The following is a 23555-nucleotide window of genomic DNA, read 5'->3' as shown; positions in this document are numbered from 1 at the left end:
TAAGAGGTTCTAAGAAATTAGCAAACTCAAATGGTGCTAATAAAACAGGCTTTTGTAAATTTGTGAACAAAACGATTAATTGATGAAAACACTCGAAAGTAAATGAGTCTTATATTTATAATATATAAGGCGTATTTTATTACGACTCTTCAAATGAAGGTAAAAATGAAATATCAAGGTAATAAATTTTCGGGTTTCTTTTATCAATATAGACTGTAACAAGTTCTCTATTAATATAGGGCGTAGGATCGAAGAAGATATAATTACTTTTATAACGAATTAATCGATTGTTTAATGTATCATGATAATCAGCAATAATTTGATAGGGAGAACGGTGATTAAAACGAATATTATTATTAATAATAATTTCAGATATTTTTACATTAATAGGCATTCCATCGCGTTTTAGTCGTTGATCTCTTGTGGATCTTCTTCTGATGAAATATAAAGGGATAAGCCCTGTTGATGCAAATACTAATCCAAAAATACTTAATATAGTACCCGCACCATATAAGCCTAAAAAGTTGTTTATTGTTGCTCTTTGGGGATCACTGGGAAGATAAATAACATTAATCTTTTCACCAAGATAAAATCGGGATTGACTACTACCTTCTGGAGAGCGAAACACTATTTTTCTATTATCTTCTGTATCGAACTGAATTATAGGGTGATACAAATAGCTACCATTAGAAGATTTACTGATACTTTGATCAATAACAACCCCTATTGTTTCGACTCCATTTCTTACTAAATTTAATTCAGACTTAATAACAAATAAAGCTACAATAAAAATAATCGCACCAATAAGGGCAAAAATATAAAACAGAAATCTAAATTTCTTCATACATTAAATCCTTTTATTAATATGTGATTATTTTATCGCTAATATAAAAAAAGGATTATAGGAATAAACTAAAAAAATGAAATTGATCTAACGAGCTATAATATTCAAAATAGAAGAAAAAAGAGAAATGCTAGATAAAAACGCGATAGTTAATAGCGTTAAGAGTAAAAATAGTAGTAATGATATATAAAAGCCGGTCTTAACAGTAAGACTGGCTTTTATTTTTTGAAATAGAATTATTTTAGTTCTAATTCATTCATTGCAGCGATGCTGAAACCACCATCTACATGAACGATTTCACCTGTAATACCACCAGATAAGTCAGAGCATAGGAATGCTGCTGTATTACCAACATCTTCGGTTGTTACAGTGCGACGCAGAGGGGTTACAGACTCGCAATGGCTTAACATTTTACGGAAATCTTTGATACCAGATGCCGCTAATGTACGGATTGGACCAGCAGAGATACCGTTAACACGAATACCTTCAGGACCCATAGCATTTGCCATATAACGAACGTTAGCTTCTAAAGAGGCTTTCGCCAGACCCATAACGTTATAGTTAGGGATTGCACGTTCAGCGCCTAAATAAGTCAGAGTTAATAGAGCTGAATTTGGATTTAGCATTTCACGGCTTGCTTTTGCCATGGCAACGAAGCTGTATGCGCTGATGTCGTGAGCAATTTTAAAACCTTCACGAGTTACTGCATTAACGTAATCGCCATCTAATTGGTCAGCAGGAGCAAAACCGATAGAGTGAACAAAGCCATCATACTTTGGCCAAACTTTTGCAAGTTCTGCGTACATAGTATCGATGCTTTCATCTTTTGACACATCACACTCTAATACGATATTTGAGTCTAATGATGCTGCAAATTCTTCAACGCGTGGTTTCAGTTTTTCATTTTGGTAAGTAAATGCAAGTTCTGCACCTTGGTCACGCATAGCTTTGGCAATACCATAAGCAATTGATAATTTACTCGCAACACCAGTAATAAGAATGCGTTTGCCGGTCATAAAGCCCATAGCTGTATCCTTGTTTTTTCGTAAATCGCGATAATAACATCATTCACAGTTTTATTTATCTGTTAGGTTATCACGCTTATTGTTAATAAACGTGGCTGATTCTACCACGACATTTGTAAATTTGTTTAATTTCCCTAGCACCTCCGAGGAGTTAAGGGAAAAGGGCGAAATAATGTGCAATCAACATTATGCTTATATTGTTTACATTTAAGTCAAATCTTGGCGCCAAGCTTCTGCTGTTAAGGCTTCACCAAAGTGACTTGCTACCAATCTTCGAGTGACTTCATGTAATGGTGATGCAAGGACTTCTGCTGTATTACCACGTTCAACGACTTCACCATTATCCATCACAATGACTTTATCGCTAATATGTTTTGTCATACCTAAATTTTGTGTCACATAAATGTAGGCAATATCATGTGTTTCTTGCAGTTCTAGCATCAAGTTTATAATTTGTGATCGTAAAGACATATCCAGCGAAGCTATTGCCTCATCAGCAATAATCACTTGAGGTTGTAAAATTAATGCTCGTGCAAGCGCAATTCGTTGGCGCTGGCCTGATGCAAACATATGAGGATAATAATTTGCATGTTCAGGTAAAAGACCCACTTGACGTAATGTTTGATAAATTCGTTTCTCACGCTCAATAGCGCTCAACTCCGTATTCAGGCGTAAAGGGATCTCTAATGTTTGACCGATACGCTGGCGTGGGTTTAATGAGTTAGTGGGATCTTGAAATATCATTCTAATTCGCTGACTACGATAAGAATAATCACCAAAAGTCAGTTGATGCCCATCAATAAAAATATCGCCACCTGTAGGCTCAGTTACTCCTGATAACATTCTTGCTAGTGTAGATTTTCCTGAACCATTGGCGCCAATAATAGCTAAAGTTTGCTTGGGTTCTAGCGTAAAACTCACTGGTTTTACCGCTTCTAACTGCTGGCGCCGAAATAATCCAGTACGATAGCGAAATGTTTTTGATAGATTTTTTACCTCAAGCAGTTTATCGAACATCAGTTGGCTCCACATTTAACGGAAAATGACAAGCCACGGCGTGGTTTTTAAATAAACGTAACCGAGGTGCCTCAATACATTGTCGTTGTGCATAAGGGCAGCGAGGCCCTAACCGGCAACCTACAGGTAAATGCTCAAGAGAGGGAATTGCGCCAGGTAATGTATTTAAACGGCTTTTATGTGCTAATGAGTTGGTAAAATCGGGAATAGAGCGGATTAAAGCTTGAGTATAAGGATGATAAGGTGTCACTAATAACTCGTCAGGGGATGCGGTTTCGACAGTTTGTCCACAATACATAACCGTAATTTTATTTGCTAATTTACTCATCCATTGCAAATCATGACTAATCAACAAAATGGTCATATTGTTATTTTGATTGAGTCGAGTCAGCAAACGAAAGATTTGGGTTTGTGTTGCAGGCTCCATAGCGTTAGTAGGTTCATCCGCAATCAGTAATCGAGGCTGATTTGCAATAGCAATAGCAATCATCACCTTTTGGCATTCACCTTCAGTTAATTCATATGGGTAACTGCGCATAATGTCTTTATGATCTTTAATACCTACACGATGCAATAGTTCAATTGCGCGACGTTTTCGCCAATGAAAGCGCTGCCACCAATGACCTTTAAAAGTCCAGCGGGGAATTGCCTGTATAAGCTGTTGCTCAATTTTTGTAGCAGGATCAAGACAAGATTGTGGCTCTTGGAAAATCATTGAGACATTATGACCAATAACACGGCGTCGTGCTTTGGGTGATAATTTAAGTAAGTCGATATCATCAAAACGGAAACGATCGGCTGTCACACTGATATTATCTTTTGTTACGCCACAAATCGCTTTTGCAATTAAGCTTTTACCTGATCCTGATTCACCAACAAGGCCTCTCACTTCACCTTCATTTAAGGTTATAGAAACACGATCTACCGCTTTTACTGGGCCATCAGGTGTCATAAATTCAATGGTTAAATTGCGTATATCTAATAAAGGCATTATTCCACTCCCTCATTTATTGCACGCTGTAAACCATCACCTAACAGGTTTACCAGTAAAACACTTATCATAATAGTGGCGCCCGGAATTAAGACTGTCCAAGGGGCAACATAAATTAACTCTAAAGAATCACCTAACATAGCTCCCCATTCTGGTGAAGGAAGTTGGGCTCCTAAATTGAGAAAACCTAATGCTGTAATATCAAGAATAGCAATTGAGAAAGCGCGTGTTAATTCAGAAACTAATACAGGCGTAATATTAGGCAGTACGGTGTACCATAAAATAGAGATGTTCGATGCGCCATCAAGTCGAGAAGCAATAACATACTCTTTGTTTAATTCATCATTAACAGCAGAGTAAATCATTCTGACTAAACGAGGTAATAGTGCTAGCCAAATTGCTATCATCGCGTGACCAAGGCTTGTTCCTACGAAAGCCACAACAATAATAGCAAGTAGTAAGGATGGAATTGATAACAGCGTGTCTAATATATGATTGAGAATGGCGGATTTTAAGCCGTGGGTCATACCTGCAAAACAGCCAATAATTAATCCCATTAATGTCGCTGCAAAAGTGACAATAAATGCACCACCAAAGGTCATGCTTGTACCAATTAAAATTCGGCTAAACACATCACGCCCTAAATCATCTGTACCAAAGAAATAGGAGACATTGCCGTTTTGATACCAAGATGGAGGAGTCAGCTGATGACCGAAAAATTGTTGGTCGAGTGCATAAGGCGCAATATAAGGACCTATTATACTGAGCACTAAGAGAAAAAGGACGCCATAAAAGCCGACCATTGAGATAACGTCTTTAGAAAAACATTGCCAAATTACCGCTGCGGGTGTGGGCGTTTTTTTCTCTTTATAAAATTGGCTATCTAAAGGCATATCCCACCTTGTGTTTCATTGGGTTACTCATTGCGCCCACAATATCTGATAAGACGTTAACAATAATGACCATTGAACCCACTAACATGACACCAGCTGAAATAGCAGAGTAATCTTGTTGGCGGATTGCTGTAACTAACCAACGACCAAGCCCAGGCCAGTTAAACACGATTTCTGTCACCATCGTTAGTGTCAGCATGGTGGAGAACTGTAAGCCTAATTTAGGAATGATAGGGGGTAAAGCATTATGAAGAATATGGCGACGAATAATTGTAAAACGTGAGAGGCCTCGAGTTGCAGCCGCTTTCACGTAGTTCTCTGACATGATTTCTTCCGTACTATTTCGCATTAATCGAATAACTTCGGTTGTTGGTGCAATCGCCAGAGTTATTATGGGTAAAATCAAATGCTGTAATACGTTAATGATCATTTGCTGGCGATAAGGAGAATCAGAAAGCCATGCATCCACTAATGCAATGCCTGTAATAGGTTGTAAGTTATAAAGCAAATCAATACGGCCTGAAACAGGTAGCCAACCCAATTTTAGTGAGAAAAAAAGAGTTAACAGCAATGCAAGCCCAAATACAGGCACAGAGAAACCTAAGAGTGCGAAATTACTGATAATAATATCGGCGGATTTATTACGCCAAACTCCCGCAATAATACCAGCGGGAATACCTACAATAAGGGCAAAGAGAAACGCTAAGATACAAAGCTCCATGGTTGCTGGAAGTGCTTCTACCAATTGCGATTTGATAGGTTCACCATTGATAGAGGAAATACCAAAATCAAAATGGATCATATTATGGGCATAAAAAAAGTAGGCATCGGTGAGTGATGCACCACTTAATGGCGCATTTGGTGTGTAATAACTTAGGCTAAAGCTTACTAGCGACAAAAAGAACAGTGTCACAAGTAATAAAAGTAATCGACGTATTGAATAAATAATCATGGATTATTTTACAGCCTCTTTCTTGTGATTTTGTTCGTCTACTTCTGCCTCTCGATAAACACCAGCAAAAGACGCATTACCAAAGGTACTCAACACTAATCCTTTAATATCATAACGATATGCTTGCATACGTAAAGAGTTTGCCAAAGGTAACACAGGTAACTCTTGAGCAAGTATATCTTGCGCTTTATGATAATAATCCATTCTTGAAGCAAGTTGCTGACTATAAAGCGCTTTTTTTAAAATATCATCAAAGTTAGGTAAGCACCAATGACTTAAGTTAGTTTGTGAACTAATGGCTGCACAACTAAAGAGAGGGCGGAAAAAACTATCAGGATCGTTACTGTCAGTTGACCAACCAGATAAGGTCATATCATGAGTGCGATCCATCATGCTTGTCTCTTGATATCGCCCTTCGATAGGACGAATATTCATTTGAATACCCACTTGTGCTAAGTCTGCTTGAATAAGTTCTGCCATTTTTAATGGACTTGGATTATAAGATTGTGAGGCGCTAGGCACCCAAAGATTTAATTTCAACCCATCAAGGCCTAATTCTTTAAGAATGTGTTTCGATTTTTCAGGATTGTATTCTGTGATTTTTGCTCGGTTATCATAAGCCCAAGATGCACGAGGAAGCACGGAAGCTGCCGTTTCGGCTGTACCATAATAAATAGATTCCATTAAACGTTCATTGTTAATGGCATAAGCAATAGCTTGACGAACTTTAAGATCATTTAATGGTGGTTTACTGGTGTTAAAGGCTAAATAAGCGATATTCATACCGGAACGTAATGTTAATCTTAATCGTGGATCGTCACGTAACACTTTTAATTGGCTTGCGGCAGGGTAGGCTAAAACATCACATTCACCAGTGAGTAATTTAGATATACGACCGGTACCACCTGCACCCATATCAATAACAACCTGTTGCATCTTTGGTTGCCCTTTCCAGTAATCATTATTTCTAAATAAACGAACAAATTGTCCTGGCTGATATTCATCTAGAAAGAAAGGGCCTGTTCCTACTGGTTTCCAATCAAGTTGTGTTTGATCGCCTGTTTTTTCTAAATTTTGAGCGTATTCAGCAGAAAGAATAGGGGCGTAATGTGTTGCTAGATGCCATAAAAAAGAGGCATCAGGTTCTTTCAAGCTAAATTCTACTGTGTATTGGCCGAGTTTTTTTATCGATTGGATATTATTGGCAAAACTTAAACTGTCAAAATAGGGATATTTTCCACCATTAATTTGATTGAAAGGATTTTGTGGATTAATCATCCTTTCAAAACTAAAAATAACATCATCAGCGGTAAGTTTACGTGTTGGTGTAAACCAAGATGTTTGTTGAAAAGAGACATTTTTACGTAAATAAAAGCGGTATGTTGCACCGTTATCTAATGTTTCCCAGCGAGCTGCGATTTCAGGGATCAGACGATAAGTGTAAGGGTCAACATCTAAAAGACGGTCATAAAGCTGTGCAGCTAGGGGATCAATAATTAATCCACTACTTGATAACTGTGGATTGAAAGTATTTACACTGCCATCAACACAGTAAACAAAACCATTTTGATTAATTGGAGTTGGTTCAAGCGTTATAGATGGTGCTTGTGTTTTTGGTGCTACATCCGCGATACAAGTTGCGCTTGTAACCGTGAGTAACAAAGTACCAATAAATAAAATAGGGCGCATAAATAATGTCTTTTAGAGAAACGATTTTGCCATTGTAACTTAAAAAACTTTCTATCCCCAAATAGTCAAAAAAACAAAGTGAGAAAAATTCTCAACAAAGTGCTTTACAAATGCTAATGATAAATATTATCATCCGTATTGTCCTTCAGCGGTAAGAGGTTTTCCGCGGAAGGCACGACATTGCTCACATTGCTTCCAGTATTTTTTTACTAGCCAGCTCGGGTGCTGGCTTTTTTTTTGCCTATTGTCTATAACTCTCTTCTTAATATTTTAAAAATTATATTTATCAATACATTAAGTCGCTATTTGATGTTTTTTAATTAGCCCTCTAAATTGATCATAGCTTAGTGATAACTTTTCTGCGGCCTCTTTTTGGTTATATAAGCTCTCTTTTAATGCATTATTCACTAATTTTTTTTCTACATCGTTTTGCCATTGGCGTAAATCCAACGGTAATGCAGGTAGTGAAAAATTTTCTTTAGACGATGCCTTTAATGCAGGGGTTTTTGATGTCTGAAAACCAGCGAAGGGGTCAATAATAATATTATTGAGTGTGTTGTCACTGGTTCCATGACGATAAACTGAGCGTTCCACAACGTTTTTGAGTTCACGAATATTACCTGGCCATGAGTAATCTAAAAGCACTTGGCACGCACTATGACTAAAACCAGGGAAAAAAGGCAAACCTAATTCTTGGCACATTGAGATAGCGAAATTTTCAGCAAGCAACATAATATCTGCGCGTCGCTCTCTTAATGGTGGAAGCCTAATCACATCAAACGCTAATCTATCCAGTAAATCGGCACGAAACTTACCTTCTTCTGCCATTGCGGGTAAATCTGCGTTTGTTGCGCAAATAAGCCTAACATCAACATGCAGAGATTGACTGCCTCCAACGCGTTCTAAATGACCGTACTCAATGACACGTAGAAGTTTTTCTTGCACAAGCATGGGCGCAGTCGCCAGTTCATCAAGGAAAAGAGAACCTCCATCTGCACGTTCAAAACGCCCTTGATGACGATTTTTAGCGCCAGTAAAAGCGCCCGCTTCATGACCAAAAAGCTCAGAATCAAGTAAATTATCATTGAGCGCAGAACAGTTGATCGAAATAAAAGGCCCTTGCCACCAGGGAGCAAGGTAGTGTAATCGATGAGCAATTAACTCTTTACCTGTACCTCGTTCACCAATAATTAATACAGGCTTTTTTAATTGAGCAAGTGCTGAGGTTTGTTCCAATACATCAATAAATTGGTTATCAACGCCGATTATTGTCTCTAAATTCTCATTCATTGGTCAAACTCACCATTTAAAGGTATTTTTTACCAGTTTATCAGGTGTTCGAAAAATAGGCGAATAATATAAGTCGCCTATTATTAATGAGTTAAGTGAATTTTAAAAGTTGGCACGCAAATTGTATTAATTAGATTATGCGGGCGTTACGACAGTGCGCCATTATTGAGATAATTTCACGTTACTAATTAGCATAGCTATTAAGGATAACATCATGGGTATATTTTCACGTTTTGCTGACATTATTAATGCCAACATCGCTTCTTTATTAGATAAAGCGGAAGATCCTGAAAAAATGATCCGCCTAATGATCCAAGAAATGGAAGATATGTTAGTTGAAATCCGTACAACTTCTGCACGCACTTTAGCTGAAAAGAAAGGATTAGAGCGCCGTATCGAACAAGCTGAAAAACAGATGAAAGATTGGCAGGATAAAGCAGAGTTGGCTCTTATTAAGGAAAAAGAAGATTTAGCTCGTGCAGCATTAATCGAAAAACAACGTGTAGCGTCAGTAAATGATACATTGAAACACGAATTGATTATTATTGATGAAACGCTAACGCGTTTAAAAGGCGAAATTAGCGAGTTAGAAAATAAGTTAACTGAAACACGCGCAAAACAGCAGTCTTTAGTTGTGCGTCATCAAGCTGCAAACTCATCTCGCCAAGTTCGTCGTCAATTGGATAGTGGAAAAATGGATGCAGCAATGGCGCGTTTTGAACAGTTTGAACGCCGTATTGATCATATGGAAGGTGAAGCTCAAAGTTACGGGTTAGGTAAAGAGAAATCATTAGACCAACAGTTTGCTGAATTAAAAGCTGATGATGAAATTAGCGCGCAATTAGCGGCATTAAAAGCTAAAATCAATATCAACAAAGAGTAACAGCAAGCGTAATAACCATCTTATAAAGGATATGTAATGGGCTATATATTTCTGGGAATACCACTGACAATTTTCGTTTTATTTATTCTCCCTATTTGGTTGTGGTTGCACTATAACAGTCAAAAAGGTGGAGGTAATGTTCAGTTAACCCATCAAGAAATGCAGCGACTGAGCGCGCTGGTGGATAAAGCTCAGCAAATGCAGGAGCGCATTAAGGCATTAGAACAAATACTTGATGCAGAACATCCTAACTGGAGGCAATCACAATGACGATGCAGAGCAAACAATTGTATCGCTTGCCACAAGAGGGCGTGATCCGTGGCGTATGCGCAGGCCTAGCCCATTATTTTAATATTCCTGTTTTGCTTATCAGGGTTATTGCTGTGATTGCGCTGTTTGCTGGCTTTTTTGGTTTAACTATAGTTGCTTATTTTGTCTTAAGTTTGTTTATGGAGCCAGCTCCAGCTAATTACCAGAAAGATGAAGATCAGCAAGAGAGCTTAAAAGAGATATTAAGCGGAGTAGATAATCAATTGATGCAAGGTGAAAAACGTTTACAACAAATGGAACGTTATATTACCTCTTCTACTTATCAGTTAAATAAACGCTTTCGAGATTTGTAATATTTTTTGTCATTTAATCTGATAAGACGCTCCATTTAGGAGCGTCTTTCTTTCAACCCGTATATCTTTTTCAACATTTGTATTGAGAGAGTAAAATGTCTGATTGAGGAGTGTATTGTGAATTCCAATCAAGTATTCGTTTCTTTAAAAACAAATAAACTCGCCCAATTAGCCAAAAAAGGGGTAACATTTGGGTTAATGTTATTTACTTTATTTGGGCCAGCAGCAATCACCGGCGGTATATTAAAACGAGTAAGTAGCAAACCGTTACGTTGGCTGGTTCTATTGATAGCTGAACCTATTATCAAAGTAGGTTTGAATAAGCTATCGCGTCAAATGTCTTGGGAGAAACATGAAACGCCTACAAAATGAACTTACAGCTTTTATTAATCGTGGTGTTGATAGGCATCTTCGTTTGGCCGTCACTGGATTAAGTCGAAGCGGTAAAACAGCATTTATTACCTCTTTAGTTAATCAACTTATTAATGTGCATACTGGTGCGCGTTTACCGTTATTTTCGGCAGCACGAAATAAGCAATTACTAGGTGTAAAACGTATTCCTCAACACAATTTAAATATTCCTCGTTTTACTTATGATGAAGGAATGGACGCTCTTTATCATACACCGCCAAGTTGGCCCGTTCCTACAAAAGGGGTCAGCGAAATTCGTTTGCAGCTACGTTATCGCTCTAATGAATCTTTAACTCGTTTTATAAAAGAAACATCTTCTCTTTATTTAGAAATTGTTGATTACCCCGGCGAATGGCTATTAGATTTACCTATGCTTGAGCAAGACTATTTTGAATGGTCAGAGCAAATGAATAAGGTCAATCGCCAAAGAACATTACCAGAACAACATTGGCAATTACTCCTTAAAAAATGTGATCCTTTTGCACAGGCTGATGAAACATTACTAGCTGATATTGCCTCTGCTTACACTGACTATTTATTAGCATGTAAAAATGAAGGTCTTCATTTTATTCAGCCAGGACGTTTTGTATTACCCGGTGAATTAGCTGGAGCGCCTGTTTTGCAGTTTTTCCCATGGGCTGATTTACAAAAATACGATATTGTTAAATTAAAGAACGCAGATAAACGTACTAATATTGGTATGTTAAAACAGCGCTATGAATATTATGGACAGCATGTAGTAAAAGGTTTTTATCGTGACCATTTCCAAGGGTTTGATAGACAAATTGTTTTGGTTGATTGTTTACAACCTTTAAATCAAGGTGCAGATGTGTTTAATGATATGCGTCAAGCATTAACACAATTAATGCGTAGTTTTCATTATGGAAAAAGAACCTTACTTAGACGCTTATTTTCACCTTGTATCGATAAGCTTCTTTTTGCAGCCACAAAAGCTGATCACATCACGGTTGATCAACATGAAAATTTAGTGTCATTACTTCAACAGCTTATTCAAGATGCTAAACAAAATGCTATTTTTGAAGGGATCAGTATTGATTGCATGGGACTTGCTTCTATTGCGGCAACTGAAAGTGGAATTGTTGATCATCATGGTGAAAAAATACCAGCCTTAAAAGGCTTTCGTTTAAGCGATAACACACCATTAGTCTATTTCCCTGGAGAGGTTCCTAAGCGATTACCTGAAAAAGAGTTTTGGGAAAAACAAGGGTTTAGTTTCGAATCTTTTAGACCGCAACAAATATCAAGAGATAGTGCGGTACCTCATATTCGAATGGATAGTGCAATGGAGTTCTTGCTAGGGGATAAATTAAAATGAATGAGCCATTAAAATCGCGAATTGATTTTAAAGAGCCCATACTTCAAGAAGAAGTTACCTTGAAAAAAGGTATTGGCTTTAATGAAAATGAGCAGTTTTTACCGATTGATCCACAGTTGGATGAAGAGAATGAAGGACAATTGGAAGGTGATGTTCAATCAATTTTAAAACCTAAAAAAAGTGTCTGGAAACGTTTATTAACGATTGCGAGTACCCTTTTAGGGATCAGTGTTATTGCCCAAACTGGACAATGGATTTATGACTCATGGATAAACTCTGACTGGATTGCATTGGGGGCAGCTAGTGCTGGTGGCTTAATTGTTGTTGCTGGTATTGGATCAGTGATAACAGAGTGGCGCCGTATTTATCGTTTACGCCAACGTGCAGATGAAAGAGATAAAGCCAAAGAATTACTATATAGCCATGCGATGGGAAATGGTCGACCATTTTGTGAAAAACTTGCAAAACAAGCGGGTATTGGTTCACAACATCCCGCATTAATTCGTTGGCAAAGTGCATTGCATGACACACATAATGATAAAGAAGTATTAGAACTTTATAGCCAACTTGTTCAGCCTGTTTTGGATAAACAAGCAAGAGCTGAAATTAGTCGTTCTGCTGCAGAGTCAACCTTAATGATCGCAGTCAGTCCGCTGGCAATGGTTGATATGGCCTTTATTGGTTGGCGCAATATTCGTTTAATTAATCGTATTGCAGAAATTTACGGTATTGAATTAGGCTATTATAGTCGTTTAAAACTCTTTCGACTTGTTCTCGTCAATATTGCATTTGCTGGGGCGACAGAACTCGTTAGAGAAGTCGGAATGGACTGGCTTTCACAAGATCTTGCTGCACGATTATCAACAAGAGCAGCTCAAGGTATTGGTGCTGGGTTATTAACCGCGCGATTAGGAATAAAAGCAATGGAATTATGTCGTCCTTTGCCTTGGATAGACGATAATAAGCCTAAATTAGGTGATTTTAGAAAAGAGCTAATCGGAAAATTAAAAAATACCATTGGTAGTAAGAAGAAAGAATAAATGATTATCTTTTAATTATTTCAAATAAAAACCGCAGAGTTTATTCTGCGGTTTTTTATATAAAGCCTGATAAAGTATTATTTATATAAAATAGCCCTAATGACGAAGATAATAAGATATTATTATTAAAATAATGCACTGAGTGCTATAAAGTATTTTTATAATTTTATTACCAATGATGTTATTATTTTAAAATAAAACTACTTTGATATACTTCTTAAAAAGAGTAAGTTAGTAATAAAACAAAAGGCACTATAACTTATTGTATATAAAGGTTAATGTGTGTATTCCTGGTGAAATATTTGTAATTATAATCAAAATATTCTTTTTTTGACAGAAAATAGTATTGATTTTAGTGTGATAAATGGCGTTAAATATCACTCAAAGGTAATTATTATAAGCATGTATATTTGATATATCTACTTTTTAATTAATTTACTATTCAAGAAATAGTGATGATTTTTATTTTAAAAAATAGAGAAAATAAATAATATTTTCAATAAGGTGAAAAAATGAAAGGAATACAAATATCAGTAATAAAGAAACTTTCAAAAAAAAGACGTGAACTTTATTTAAAATCTACATTAAATATCGAAAATATTGATAGTCAATTAAGTATTTTAATTCCAATCCTTAGCGAAACGACGAGTGAGATTAAGAAGAGACAATACCAAAAGCAATCTAAGCCATTTCAAATAAAAGAGATATCCCAATTTTTTGAATATTTGACTGAATCAGATAAGAAAGAAAAGGCAATAAATGCACTGGAGTTTTTGCTTTTTTGTTTTGAAAATGGATGTAAAACCATCAAAAAAGTAATCAGTCAGGAATTAACTCCTTTGGTGAAGGATATCGAATATCTTATAGATTTTGAACTGAAAAAAATAATTAAAACCTCTTCTTTTTCATTATTTGGTTTTTTTAAGGCATAAATAATCTAGGTTAAAAATCAAGTTATTAGTTTAATTGTGTAAAAATAAATGCTAATGGTGTCAACCTTTACTGACAATCTTCTTTATTTCGTTGATATTTATGTATAATATCTAGAATTAGTTCAGGGTCACTCAGTATTAAGAAGGTTCATAATGCGTTTAGAGGTCACTTGTAAAGATCGCATCGGGTTAACCCGTGAATTATTAGATCTGCTGGTATTAAAAAATATTGATTTACGTGGAATTGAAATATTTCCAATCGGTTTGATTTACCTGAATTTTTCACAGATTGATTTTGATATTTTTCAACCATTAATGGCAGAAATTCGTAGAATAAACGGTGTTATTGATGTACGTACAGTTGCATTTATGCCTTCAGAGCAAGAGCATCGTGCAATTTGGACATTATTAGAATCTGTACCAGTACCTGTTTTTTCTATAGATACAAAAGGTAAGGTTAAATTATTAAATCCTGCAACAAGGTTACTATTTGGTATATCTCCAGATGATAATTCTGAGAAAACGTTTAACCAATTGATTCCAAATTTTAATATCCACCGTTTTTTAGAGCAAAAAGAGCATTTTATTCAGATGGTGCCAATTACGCTGAAAAAACAAGATTTTGAAATGGAAATAGTCCCAATAAAACTTACTGATGATAATCAATATAATCATTGTGTTGGCGCTTTTGTTTTATTGAAATACCATACTATTATTTATGATCACCCTAAATTAGTTGCTAATGATCAAAGTGGTTTTAATCAAATAATTGCAGTTACTCCCAAAATGAAGCAAGTTATTGCTAGAGCAAAAAAAATGGCAATTATGGATGATCCATTGTTGTTAGTGGGGGAAACTGGCACAGGTAAGGATTTATTAGCAAAAGCCTGTCATTTATTGAGTAACCGTTTAAGGTATCCATTTCTTGGATTAAATTGTGCATCAATGCCTGATGATGTTGTGGAAAGTGAGTTATTTGGCTATGCTGCAGGTGCTTATCCTAATGCAGTAGAAGGAAAAAAAGGATTTTTTGAACAAGCTAATGGTGGCACTGTATTACTTGATGAAATTGGTGAAATGTCACCGCAAATGCAGATTAAGCTTTTACGTTTTTTAAATGATGGAACGTTCCGTAGAGTAGGCGAAGAAGAAGAAGTTAATGTTGATGTGCGTATTATTTGTGCTACTCAGAAAAACTTGTGGGAATTAGTGCAAAAAGGTCTATTTAGGGAAGATCTTTATTATCGACTGAATGTATTAACACTTACTTTGCCTCCATTAAGAGAAAGAAGGGACGATATAATTCCGCTAGCAACTCATTTTATTAATCAATATTGTCAAGAACAGAAGATGGGCGTACCGTCTATTTCTGCTGATTTCTCAAATTATTTAAAACAATATTCTTGGCCTGGTAATATTCGTCAATTACGAAATATCGTTTATCAAGCAATGGCGCAATTAAGTGGAAATACGTTACGAGTCCAAGATATTGCTTTACCTGAACATACAGAAGAAACGATGTTTGATGAGAATTTATTAGAAGGCTCATTAGATGAAATGACAAAACGTTTTGAAGCTTCTATTTTGGCTCGTTTATATCGTGATTATCCAAGTACACGTAAATTAGCAAAACGCTTAGGGATCTCACATACAGCGATTGCGAACAAACTAAGAGAATATAATTTGACAAATAATAAGAATGACAAATCATAAGATTTAATGTCATGATGATTTTTTCTATCCAATAAAAAATAGACGAGCCAGATGCTCGTCTATTTTTTTATGAACAATATTATTTCAATGCATTTAATGCATCATCATAATTTGGTTCTGTTGTGATCTCATCAACTAATTGGGTATAGATAACGGTATTATTTTCATCTAAAACAATCACAGCACGGCTAGTTAAACCAGCTAACGGTCCTGATGTAATTGCAACACCGTAATTTTCTTTAAATTCAGCGCCACGCATTGTTGATAATGTTACTACATTATCTAAGCCTTCAGCACCGCAAAAACGTGCTTGAGCAAAAGGTAAGTCAGCAGAAATACATAAAACAACAGTGTTATTTAATTCATTTGCAACTTTATTGAACTGACGAACACTTGCAGCACAAACCCCTGTATCGACACTTGGGAAAATGTTTAAAACTTTACGTTTACCTGCAAAATTCGCTAAAGAAACATCATTAAGATCTTTACCAACGAGAGAGAAATCTGCAGCTTTTTGACCTACTGTTGGGAAATTACCCGCAAGTGCCACTGAATTTCCTTGTAAAGTAACTTGATGTGCCATTGTTGTTCTCCTTTATTAGTTGTCAGACTAATTGTTATTAATACTCATTATTAACGATAATTATCGTTAATGCTTAACCATTATAAAAATTTGCCATTATTGGCATATTCACCACTAAAAACATAAAAATTTATAAAATATTTGTAATCAGTGATTGTGCCTTTTTATCAGGCTCTTATAATTGTGCAGTTCATTCCCATACAGATTACAGGACGAAACAGACATGCGCAAAATATTCGTCATCTCATGTGCACTTGTCGTTCAAGGATTAATCATGTCGCAGGTAAATGCGGCAGTAGTCCCTGCAGGAACGATACTCGATAAAAAGCAAGAAGTAGTTCGGCATTTAAAAGATGAGCCTGCATCACTTGATCCTATTAATGCAGTAGGGTTAACAGAAGCTCAAGTGCAACGTGATTTATTTGAAGGGTTGACGATAGAAGATGAGCATGGACGTCCTATTCCGGGTGTCGCTCAAAGTTGGCGTACAGAAGATAATCGTGTATGGATCTTCACTTTACGTGATAATGCAAAATGGTCTAATGGTGAAAAAGTAACAGCTACAGATTTTGTCTATAGTTGGCAAAGGTTAGTTGACCCTAAGAATCTTTCACCTTTTGCATGGTATGCATCACTTGCATCTATTGAAAATGCACAAAAGATTATTGATGGAAAATTAAAACCAACATCATTAGGTGTAGAAGCGATAGATGAAAAAACACTAAAAGTGACATTAGAGAGACCGGTTTCTTATTTTCCAAGTTTAACGACTAATTTTTCACTATATCCAGTGCCTCGTCATCATGTTGAAAAATATGGTTCAGAATGGATCAACGTTGGTAATTTAGTGGGCAATGGCGCCTTTGTATTAAAAGATAGAGTGGTTAATGAAAAAATTGTATTGACGCCAAATCCTTATTATTGGGATCATAAAAATACAGTATTAACCAAGGTCACTTTTGTGCCAATTAATCATGAATCACATGCGACTAAACGTTATTTAGCTGGTGATATTGATATTACAGAGTCGTTCCCGAAAAATTTATATCATAAATTAATGAAAGATATTCCTAATGAGGTATACATTCCAGACCAGTTAGGAACTTATTATTACGCTTTTAATACCCAATCAGGACCAACAAAAGATATTCGTGTACGTAAAGCGTTAGCGATGGCAATAGATAGAAAAATTATCACTGATAAAGTATTAGGAACAGGGGAAAAATCAGCAAACCGTTTTACACCTGATGTAACGGCGGGATTTACTCCTGAACCAACAATTTATGATGAATACAATCAAGATGAATTAGATAGTCAAGCTAAGATCTTATTAGCGGCTGCTGGTTATGGCCCTCATAATCCATTAACCCTCTCATTGCTATACAATAATTCAGAGAATCATCAGAAAATTGCTATTGCTGTTGCTTCTATGTGGAAGAAAAAGCTAGGGGTGAAAGTCCAATTACGTAATCAAGAATGGAAAACATATATTGATAGCCGAAACTCGGGGGATTTTGATGTTATAAGAGCATCTTGGGTCGGTGATTATAATGAGCCTTCTACTTTTTTAAGTTTATTGAGCTCTAAACATGCAGGTAATATTTCGAGATATCAAAATGAACAATATGATGAAATATTAGCATTCGCAAGCATGGCTATCGATTCAAATGAAAGAAATAATTTGTATAATCGAGCAGAGCAAATGATTGCTGAAGATGCGCCAATCGCACCTATTTATCAATATACGAATGGACGCTTAATAAAACCATGGTTAAAAGGGTATCCCATTGAGAACCCTGAAGATGTTGCTTATAGTCATACGTTTTATATTCTTAAGCATTAATGTAAATACTAAATTAGAAGCTTAAAACTAAACTAATATAAAATTATTGATTATAAATTATACCTCAAAGTTAAAATTTATTTTGAGGTATTTTTTTATACTATTATCAATAGTAAAAGTGAAAATTTTTTAATTTATAAGTTGATATATATTGTTAGTAGGTAAGCTAAGAAAATAAAAAAAGTATAAAAAAGAACCCCTTTTAAAAAGGGGCGTAGCAAAATAAAGCAGGATGAATTATTGTCTAAATATAAATTATATTTTTTATGCCTTTATTGCACGCTTTTAATTGTATCTAACTGTTACAGTGATTAATAAGATATTTATAAAAAAAATCCCTCTGTTATAAAAACAGAAGGAGACTCAAAAGGAATAAACATTGCAGATGATATGTTAATACATTTTTATGGTATTGTTTTGACTAATTGTGCAATGTGCTTGATGTTAAATATTATGTATTGTTTTATTTATAGATATAAATACTTAGTTATAATAATATTTAATATATTAATTATGGTGCATGAAGAATTCATAATCTGAATTATCTATTTGTTTTCCTTTATTATTAAATGAAATTACCGATTTGCAATAATTATTAGAAAATCATTTAAAAACGGTAGCCTAGAGATAATTGTAAAACATTTAATTCAAGATGTCGTTTATTTGCTGTCGTATCTGAGTAAAGATAGCCGATGCTAAATGATATATCCTTAACAGGATTATAATCGATGCCAACTTGACCAATTACACTAGTTGTATTAACAGTGTGGGAATCGGTTGTATTTATTTTAGGGTGATATTTATCCTCTTGGTGTTTTAATTTATTAGGCCCCATTTGAGCATAAACAGAAATTTCAGGTGTTATCCTATAAGTAGGGCCGATTAATAGGCCTGTCGTTTTAGTCCGGTACCTTACTGTTGAAGGTGTGGTAAAACGAGGATCAATAAAATATTCTTTACGGTTGGCATTTAAATTCAGTAGGGAAATTAATATCCCCCAAGTGTTTTCTGTTTCATAACGATAATTGATTATTTCTCCTTTTGCAGTGTCACCTTTTATTTTACCATAAAGATAGCCAATAGAGAGGGTATGACTTTTATCATAGGCGTGTAATGTAGAGGAATAAGATAAAGTTAAGCTAATTAAAACAAGAGCTAATTTATTCATTATAGAGTTTCTATGTTGATATGTAGAGCACTATTTTTAGTAAAATAAGTGTTGATTTCAATATTAATTGATTGAAATTACTCTTAAAAAAAGTTTGAGTGCTAATTTTTAGACTAAATAAAAAATCAAACTATCATAAATAGCTAATCATTAATTAATATAAAATTCATTAATAATTTTAATGATGATGTAATAATGAGATATTATTTAAATAGGAGAAAATAGAATAGGTGGGAATACTCACAATAAGCGTTAACACCTATTGTGAGCCAGATTTTAGTGCGGTGTTTTATTTTTTATCTACAACTTCAATCAGTGTATATTTTACACTTGATGCATCTGCTGGAGGGTTAGGGATATTTGTAACATTAACCTTTAAGGTGTATTCAGTGCCTGCTTTATATTCAAAGCCATCAATGTTTTGATAGAACAGCGACCATTCACCAGAAGGTAACTCTTTCACCTTCATACACTTCATTGGTGCGACACCAACACAATCATACAGTTGTGAATCGACGAGAAGTGTTTTTGTTGTTCCCGTAGATGGTGTTGTATTTGCACTTTCAGTTGAAGTTGTGTCATTGCATCCAGCTAAAAGCACAAATAAAGGAATAGCGATAAATTTGTTCATATTGATGACCTTATTTTTAGGGTGCAATAAATATATTAAAGAATATTTAGTATACACTAGGCAAATAGTTATTATAAATTACAGCAGGTAATTTTTTTCCTACAAATAAAATAAGTTACCTGCTGTTGTTTTAAGTATTACTATCTTAACGTAACTATCAGTATTCAATTTAGTGTAATAATCCTAAAGTAATGAAGATAAATAGAAACTTTGGATGAATTAAACAAAAATAGTGTTGATATACAGTTAGCTAGCCAAAAAGTATAGAATGGCGTTTCAAAACATAGCGTTATAAAATGAAGGTAGATTAATCCTATTTGTTAATTGAGCATTGAATTCAAGTATTACATTTAAGGCAAAAGTTATGGAGGAAGCTCAGTGAAAACAATTAATGACTCTGTTATACAAGATTCAGATGCTATTTATATGACTCAACTTGATGGGCATGGAGGAGCAACAGAAATTACGGCAGAGACTGTTGCAACAAATGAAAAACCCTATTGGGTGCACTTAGATTACCGCAAACCACGAAGTGCTCAATGGATACAAGAGACAGAATTACTTCCTCCTGTTGCGAAAGATATATTACTTGCAGAGAACGTTAGGCCAAAAGCACAGCGCATTGGTGAAGGTGTCGTCATTAATTTGCAAACAATTAATAATAATCCTAATGATCGTCCTGATGAGCTTGTTGCTTTTAGAATTTATATTAACGGTCAAACAATTGTTTCAAGTCGTCACCGTCGAGTCAATTCAGTAGATTCTGTTATTCATACTTTAGAGCTAGGTAATGGGCCTGAAAGTAGTGGTGATTGGTTAATTACAATGGCTGATGCAGTAACCGATGAAATAGGTGAATTTGTTGAGACGCTACATGACCAATTAATTGAATTGGAAGATATGATCCTCGACCAACAAATACCAGCAAGAGGTGAACTTGCATTATTAAGAAAACAGTTAATTGTTTTACGGCGTTATATGGCGCCTCAGCGAGATGTATTCTCAAGACTCTCTATTGAAAAATTACCGTGGATGAGTGATAGCGATAGGGTTACGATGCTAGAAATCTCAGAAAGACTTTCTCGACGTTTAGAGGATTTGGACAGTAGTATTTCTCGTACTGCGGTGATTGCTGATGAAATAACATCAATGATGGCTGATGCAATGAATAGACGTACTTATACTATGTCACTAATGGCGATGTTATTTTTACCAACAACATTTCTAACTGGGCTATTTGGTGTCAATTTAGGTGGAATACCGGGAAATGAGTTTCCTTATGGTTTTACCATTTTTTGTTTATCTCTTTTTATTTTGATTGTGATTGTTACTTGGTGGTTAAAACGTAGCAGGTGGTTGTAAATTTTCAGCAAATTAATCGTAACTAAATGGATTTAAAAAAGAATTCTCTAACCCTGTTTGAGATATATCAATTTTTTAAAATAGAACATCTGGCATTATAACTCTCGCAGGTGAATACAACGTTGAGCGATGAACGTTGTGCTCCATAATTGTAGTTTTTCTCATATTGAGTTCTTAATACAGAATAATTGACCATTATTACACCGATGTTTATTAACATCGGTTTTTTTTTGCTTACACTTATTATTGGCGATTATTTGGTCATGAAAATCCTAAACCTTGAATACAAGGCTTAGGAGATAGTGCATTATTTCACTTCAACAATATCGAGTTTGTTTTGGCTAAAATCAGGACGTTCATCATCTTCTTCTTGGAACATCACTGGAACAGCTGGAATATCGTCTTTATCAAAAGCTAAGTCACCACCATTAATGACTTCATCACCATGTTTGATATTCGCAAAATCAAATAATTGAGTATCACATAAGTGTGATGGGACAATATTTTGTGTTGCTCTAAACATAGTCTCAATACGACCAGGATAACGTTTATCCCAATCTCTTAGCATCTCTTTAATAACTTGACGCTGCAGATTAGGTTGTGAGCCACAAAGATTACATGGAATAATTGGGAATTGTTTAGCTTGTGCAAAACGCTCAATATCTTTTTCACGAGCATAAGCAAGAGGGCGAATAACGATTTGTTTGCCATCGTCACTCATCAATTTAGGAGGCATACCTTTAAGCTTGCCACCGTAGAACATATTTAAAAACAATGTTTCTAAAATATCATCACGATGGTGGCCTAAAGCGATTTTAGTTGCACCAAGTTCTGTCGCTGTGCGATATAAAATACCACGGCGTAAACGTGAGCATAAAGAGCAGGTTGTTTTACCTTCAGGAATAATATCTTTAACGATCCCATAGGTATTCTCTTCAACAATTTTATATTCCACACCAAGTTCATTTAAATACTCAGGTAAAATATGCTCAGGGAATCCGGGTTGTTTTTGGTCTAAATTGACCGCAATAAGTGAAAAATTGATTGGCGCACTTTTTTGCAGATTCATTAAGATAGAAAGTAGCGTGTAGCTATCTTTACCACCAGAAAGGCAGACCATGATTTTGTCGCCATCTTCAATCATATTAAAGTCAGCGATAGCTTGCCCAACATCACGGCGTAAGCGTTTTTGTAGTTTGTTGAAATTATACTGCTCTTTTGGGATGCTCATTTTTTACGGTTCTATATCGTTGCTGATTATTCTGTAACTTGCTAACCAAGGCTTTGTTCTTCGGTGTTTTGATATCTTAACAATATGATAAATAAATAAAATATTTTATAGATTCAAATAATAAGTTGTGTGAAAAACAAAGTTATTTATGGCAAGAAAATGGATAAGTCGCCAATGATACCAGATGGTAGGGTAGTTTCGATATAGATAACTACAGTTAAGCGCTTTCAAGGTGGTAAAAAGTAAGAAGTAATAGCCTTATAACTTGAGTAAGGCTATTAAACTATAAAATCATGATGATAATGTTGCTAATTTAGTCGCGAATCCCATAAAGAAAAGCCCGATAACACCATTACCTAATTTAGCGATATTTTTACGTGAGCCAAAGAAACGGGCAAGGGCTACACCACCAAATATTAGAAAAGAGAGATAGATAAAACTAAATGCTTCAAGCATGGAGGCGAGGATTAAATAAGATAATCCAGTATGTGCATAATTAAAATCGATAAATTGAACAAAAAATGAAATATAAAACAGAATCGCTTTGGGATTGGTCATACTTAATGTAAGTGCTTTTCTAAAAACGTGTTTCTGTACTGTTGTTGTTTGTTCTGAATGTACTTTTTTGGAGAAAAAAGTGGCATGGATAATTTTTATTCCTAAATAAAGGAGATAAAAAGCACCTAAAAAACGAACAATAGTAAAGAGTACAGGAGAGGCTTTTATAACAGATGCGACACCAATAAAGGCGAGAAAAATCAAAATAGCATCACCTAAAAACACACCAAATGCAGCACGATACCCGTCGCGAACACCGCCAGATGCGCTTGTTTTTAGCACATAGAGTGTATTAGGGCCAGGAACGAGGATAATAAAAAACATGCCTGCAAGGTATGTCCAGATATTGAGTACACCAAATTGTTCAAGCCACACGTTAACCCCCAATACTATTTTCTCTGTGTTACTTAATGAGTTTCTATTATATAAAGAGAATCAGCATTATTTAAACGCATATTTTCACTCAGATAGAAGATAAATAAGTCATTGCGAAGATTTTATTAAAACAGAAGCGATAGAAATTGTTTTATCTCTTTATCG

The 23555-nt window shown here is 35.2% G+C and carries 23 protein-coding genes; 10 read left to right on the top strand and 13 right to left on the bottom strand.

Going from position 1 to position 23555, the window contains the following annotated elements; genetic code table 11:
* Positions 1–139 precede the first annotated feature (139 nt).
* The 8 genes from QSH13_RS00850 to pspF form a co-directional block, all read right to left on the bottom strand.
* Positions 140–844 carry a DUF3592 domain-containing protein gene (locus tag QSH13_RS00850; RefSeq protein WP_109397317.1) on the bottom strand — a complete coding sequence of 235 codons (705 nt, stop codon included), beginning with the start codon at positions 842–844 and terminating at the stop codon, positions 140–142.
* A gap of 236 nt (positions 845–1080) precedes the next feature.
* Complete coding sequence (gene fabI / locus QSH13_RS00845) at positions 1081–1869, bottom strand: enoyl-ACP reductase FabI (protein ID WP_006537026.1); 789 nt, start codon at positions 1867–1869, stop codon at positions 1081–1083.
* 207 nt (positions 1870–2076) lie between these two features.
* Entirely contained in the window at positions 2077–2886 is an 810-nt protein-coding gene (gene sapF / locus QSH13_RS00840) for a putrescine export ABC transporter ATP-binding protein SapF (RefSeq protein WP_109397318.1), read from the bottom strand.
* Positions 2876–3877 (bottom strand): putrescine export ABC transporter ATP-binding protein SapD, encoded by a 1002-nt coding sequence (sapD, locus tag QSH13_RS00835; protein WP_185900807.1) that lies wholly within the window; start codon positions 3875–3877, stop codon positions 2876–2878. Before sapD ends, sapF begins: the two co-directional genes overlap by 11 nt.
* On the bottom strand, positions 3877–4770 hold the full coding sequence (gene sapC, locus QSH13_RS00830; RefSeq protein ID WP_023582324.1) for a putrescine export ABC transporter permease SapC: 894 nt from the start codon (positions 4768–4770) through the stop codon (positions 3877–3879). The genes sapD and sapC overlap by 1 nt, the downstream gene beginning before the upstream one ends.
* Positions 4757–5722 (bottom strand): putrescine export ABC transporter permease SapB, encoded by a 966-nt coding sequence (gene sapB / locus QSH13_RS00825; RefSeq protein WP_109397320.1) that lies wholly within the window; start codon positions 5720–5722, stop codon positions 4757–4759. Before sapB ends, sapC begins: the two co-directional genes overlap by 14 nt.
* Positions 5723–5725: 3 nt before the next feature.
* A complete protein-coding gene (gene sapA / locus QSH13_RS00820) occupies positions 5726–7411 on the bottom strand; it encodes an ABC transporter substrate-binding protein SapA (RefSeq protein WP_109397321.1) in 1686 nt (561 codons plus the stop codon).
* A gap of 294 nt (positions 7412–7705) precedes the next feature.
* On the bottom strand, positions 7706–8701 hold the full coding sequence (pspF, locus tag QSH13_RS00815) for a phage shock protein operon transcriptional activator (RefSeq protein WP_109397322.1): 996 nt from the start codon (positions 8699–8701) through the stop codon (positions 7706–7708).
* A 214-nt stretch (positions 8702–8915) separates the two neighbouring features.
* Here pspF and pspA point away from each other — a divergent pair, with 214 nt between their 5' ends.
* From pspA to tyrR, 8 genes are all read left to right on the top strand, one after another.
* The gene (gene pspA / locus QSH13_RS00810) at positions 8916–9584 is read left to right on the top strand and encodes a phage shock protein PspA (RefSeq protein ID WP_072062534.1); all 669 of its coding nucleotides are present in this window, start codon (positions 8916–8918) and stop codon (positions 9582–9584) included.
* A gap of 36 nt (positions 9585–9620) precedes the next feature.
* Positions 9621–9854, top strand: coding sequence for an envelope stress response membrane protein PspB (gene pspB, locus QSH13_RS00805; RefSeq protein ID WP_109397323.1), 234 nt, complete (start codon positions 9621–9623; stop codon positions 9852–9854).
* Positions 9851–10207 (top strand): envelope stress response membrane protein PspC, encoded by a 357-nt coding sequence (gene pspC, locus QSH13_RS00800; RefSeq protein WP_109397324.1) that lies wholly within the window; start codon positions 9851–9853, stop codon positions 10205–10207. Before pspB ends, pspC begins: the two co-directional genes overlap by 4 nt.
* A 117-nt stretch (positions 10208–10324) precedes the next feature.
* Positions 10325–10579: a phage shock protein PspD gene (locus QSH13_RS00795; RefSeq protein ID WP_228407286.1), complete on the top strand. Its 255-nt coding sequence runs from the start codon at positions 10325–10327 to the stop codon at positions 10577–10579.
* Positions 10560–11954, top strand: a complete 1395-nt coding sequence (locus tag QSH13_RS00790; protein WP_286038690.1) for a YcjX family GTP-binding protein — start codon at positions 10560–10562, stop codon at positions 11952–11954. Before QSH13_RS00795 ends, QSH13_RS00790 begins: the two co-directional genes overlap by 20 nt.
* Positions 11951–12994 (top strand): YcjF family protein, encoded by a 1044-nt coding sequence (locus tag QSH13_RS00785; protein WP_196543948.1) that lies wholly within the window; start codon positions 11951–11953, stop codon positions 12992–12994. Before QSH13_RS00790 ends, QSH13_RS00785 begins: the two co-directional genes overlap by 4 nt.
* 512 nt (positions 12995–13506) lie before the next feature.
* A complete protein-coding gene (locus QSH13_RS00780; protein ID WP_228407287.1) occupies positions 13507–13926 on the top strand; it encodes a hypothetical protein in 420 nt (139 codons plus the stop codon).
* 153 nt (positions 13927–14079) lie between these two features.
* Positions 14080–15639, top strand: coding sequence for a transcriptional regulator TyrR (gene tyrR / locus QSH13_RS00775; RefSeq protein ID WP_109397328.1), 1560 nt, complete (start codon positions 14080–14082; stop codon positions 15637–15639).
* A gap of 79 nt (positions 15640–15718) precedes the next feature.
* Here the strand turns inward: tyrR and tpx are convergent, their stop codons facing one another.
* Positions 15719–16222 (bottom strand): thiol peroxidase, encoded by a 504-nt coding sequence (gene tpx, locus QSH13_RS00770; RefSeq protein ID WP_109397329.1) that lies wholly within the window; start codon positions 16220–16222, stop codon positions 15719–15721.
* Between the two features lie 274 nt (positions 16223–16496).
* Between tpx and QSH13_RS00765 the strand changes: the two genes are divergently transcribed.
* The gene (locus tag QSH13_RS00765) at positions 16497–18065 is read left to right on the top strand and encodes a peptide ABC transporter substrate-binding protein (protein ID WP_286038689.1); all 1569 of its coding nucleotides are present in this window, start codon (positions 16497–16499) and stop codon (positions 18063–18065) included.
* Positions 18066–18672: 607 nt separating this feature from the next.
* On the opposite strand, the gene QSH13_RS00760 is transcribed toward QSH13_RS00765, so the two are convergent.
* Positions 18673–19233: an Ail/Lom family outer membrane beta-barrel protein gene (locus QSH13_RS00760; RefSeq protein ID WP_109397331.1), complete on the bottom strand. Its 561-nt coding sequence runs from the start codon at positions 19231–19233 to the stop codon at positions 18673–18675.
* Between the two features lie 289 nt (positions 19234–19522).
* On the bottom strand, positions 19523–19864 hold the full coding sequence (locus QSH13_RS00755) for a DUF4377 domain-containing protein (RefSeq protein WP_286038688.1): 342 nt from the start codon (positions 19862–19864) through the stop codon (positions 19523–19525).
* 378 nt (positions 19865–20242) lie between these two features.
* Here QSH13_RS00755 and zntB point away from each other — a divergent pair, with 378 nt between their 5' ends.
* Complete coding sequence (zntB, locus tag QSH13_RS00750; protein WP_109397333.1) at positions 20243–21226, top strand: zinc transporter ZntB; 984 nt, start codon at positions 20243–20245, stop codon at positions 21224–21226.
* A 307-nt stretch (positions 21227–21533) separates the two neighbouring features.
* On the opposite strand, the gene ttcA is transcribed toward zntB, so the two are convergent.
* The gene (gene ttcA, locus QSH13_RS00745; RefSeq protein WP_109397334.1) at positions 21534–22457 is read right to left on the bottom strand and encodes a tRNA 2-thiocytidine(32) synthetase TtcA; all 924 of its coding nucleotides are present in this window, start codon (positions 22455–22457) and stop codon (positions 21534–21536) included.
* Between the two features lie 291 nt (positions 22458–22748).
* Positions 22749–23390, bottom strand: a complete 642-nt coding sequence (gene leuE / locus QSH13_RS00740) for a leucine efflux protein LeuE (protein ID WP_036913180.1) — start codon at positions 23388–23390, stop codon at positions 22749–22751.
* Positions 23391–23555 lie beyond the last annotated feature (165 nt).

The organism is Proteus faecis, assembly GCF_030286765.1.
Taxonomy (GTDB): Bacteria; Pseudomonadota; Gammaproteobacteria; order Enterobacterales; family Enterobacteriaceae; genus Proteus; species Proteus faecis.
The sequence above is the reverse complement of the archived record's forward strand: the minus strand, read 5'-3'. Positions and strand labels throughout refer to the sequence as shown.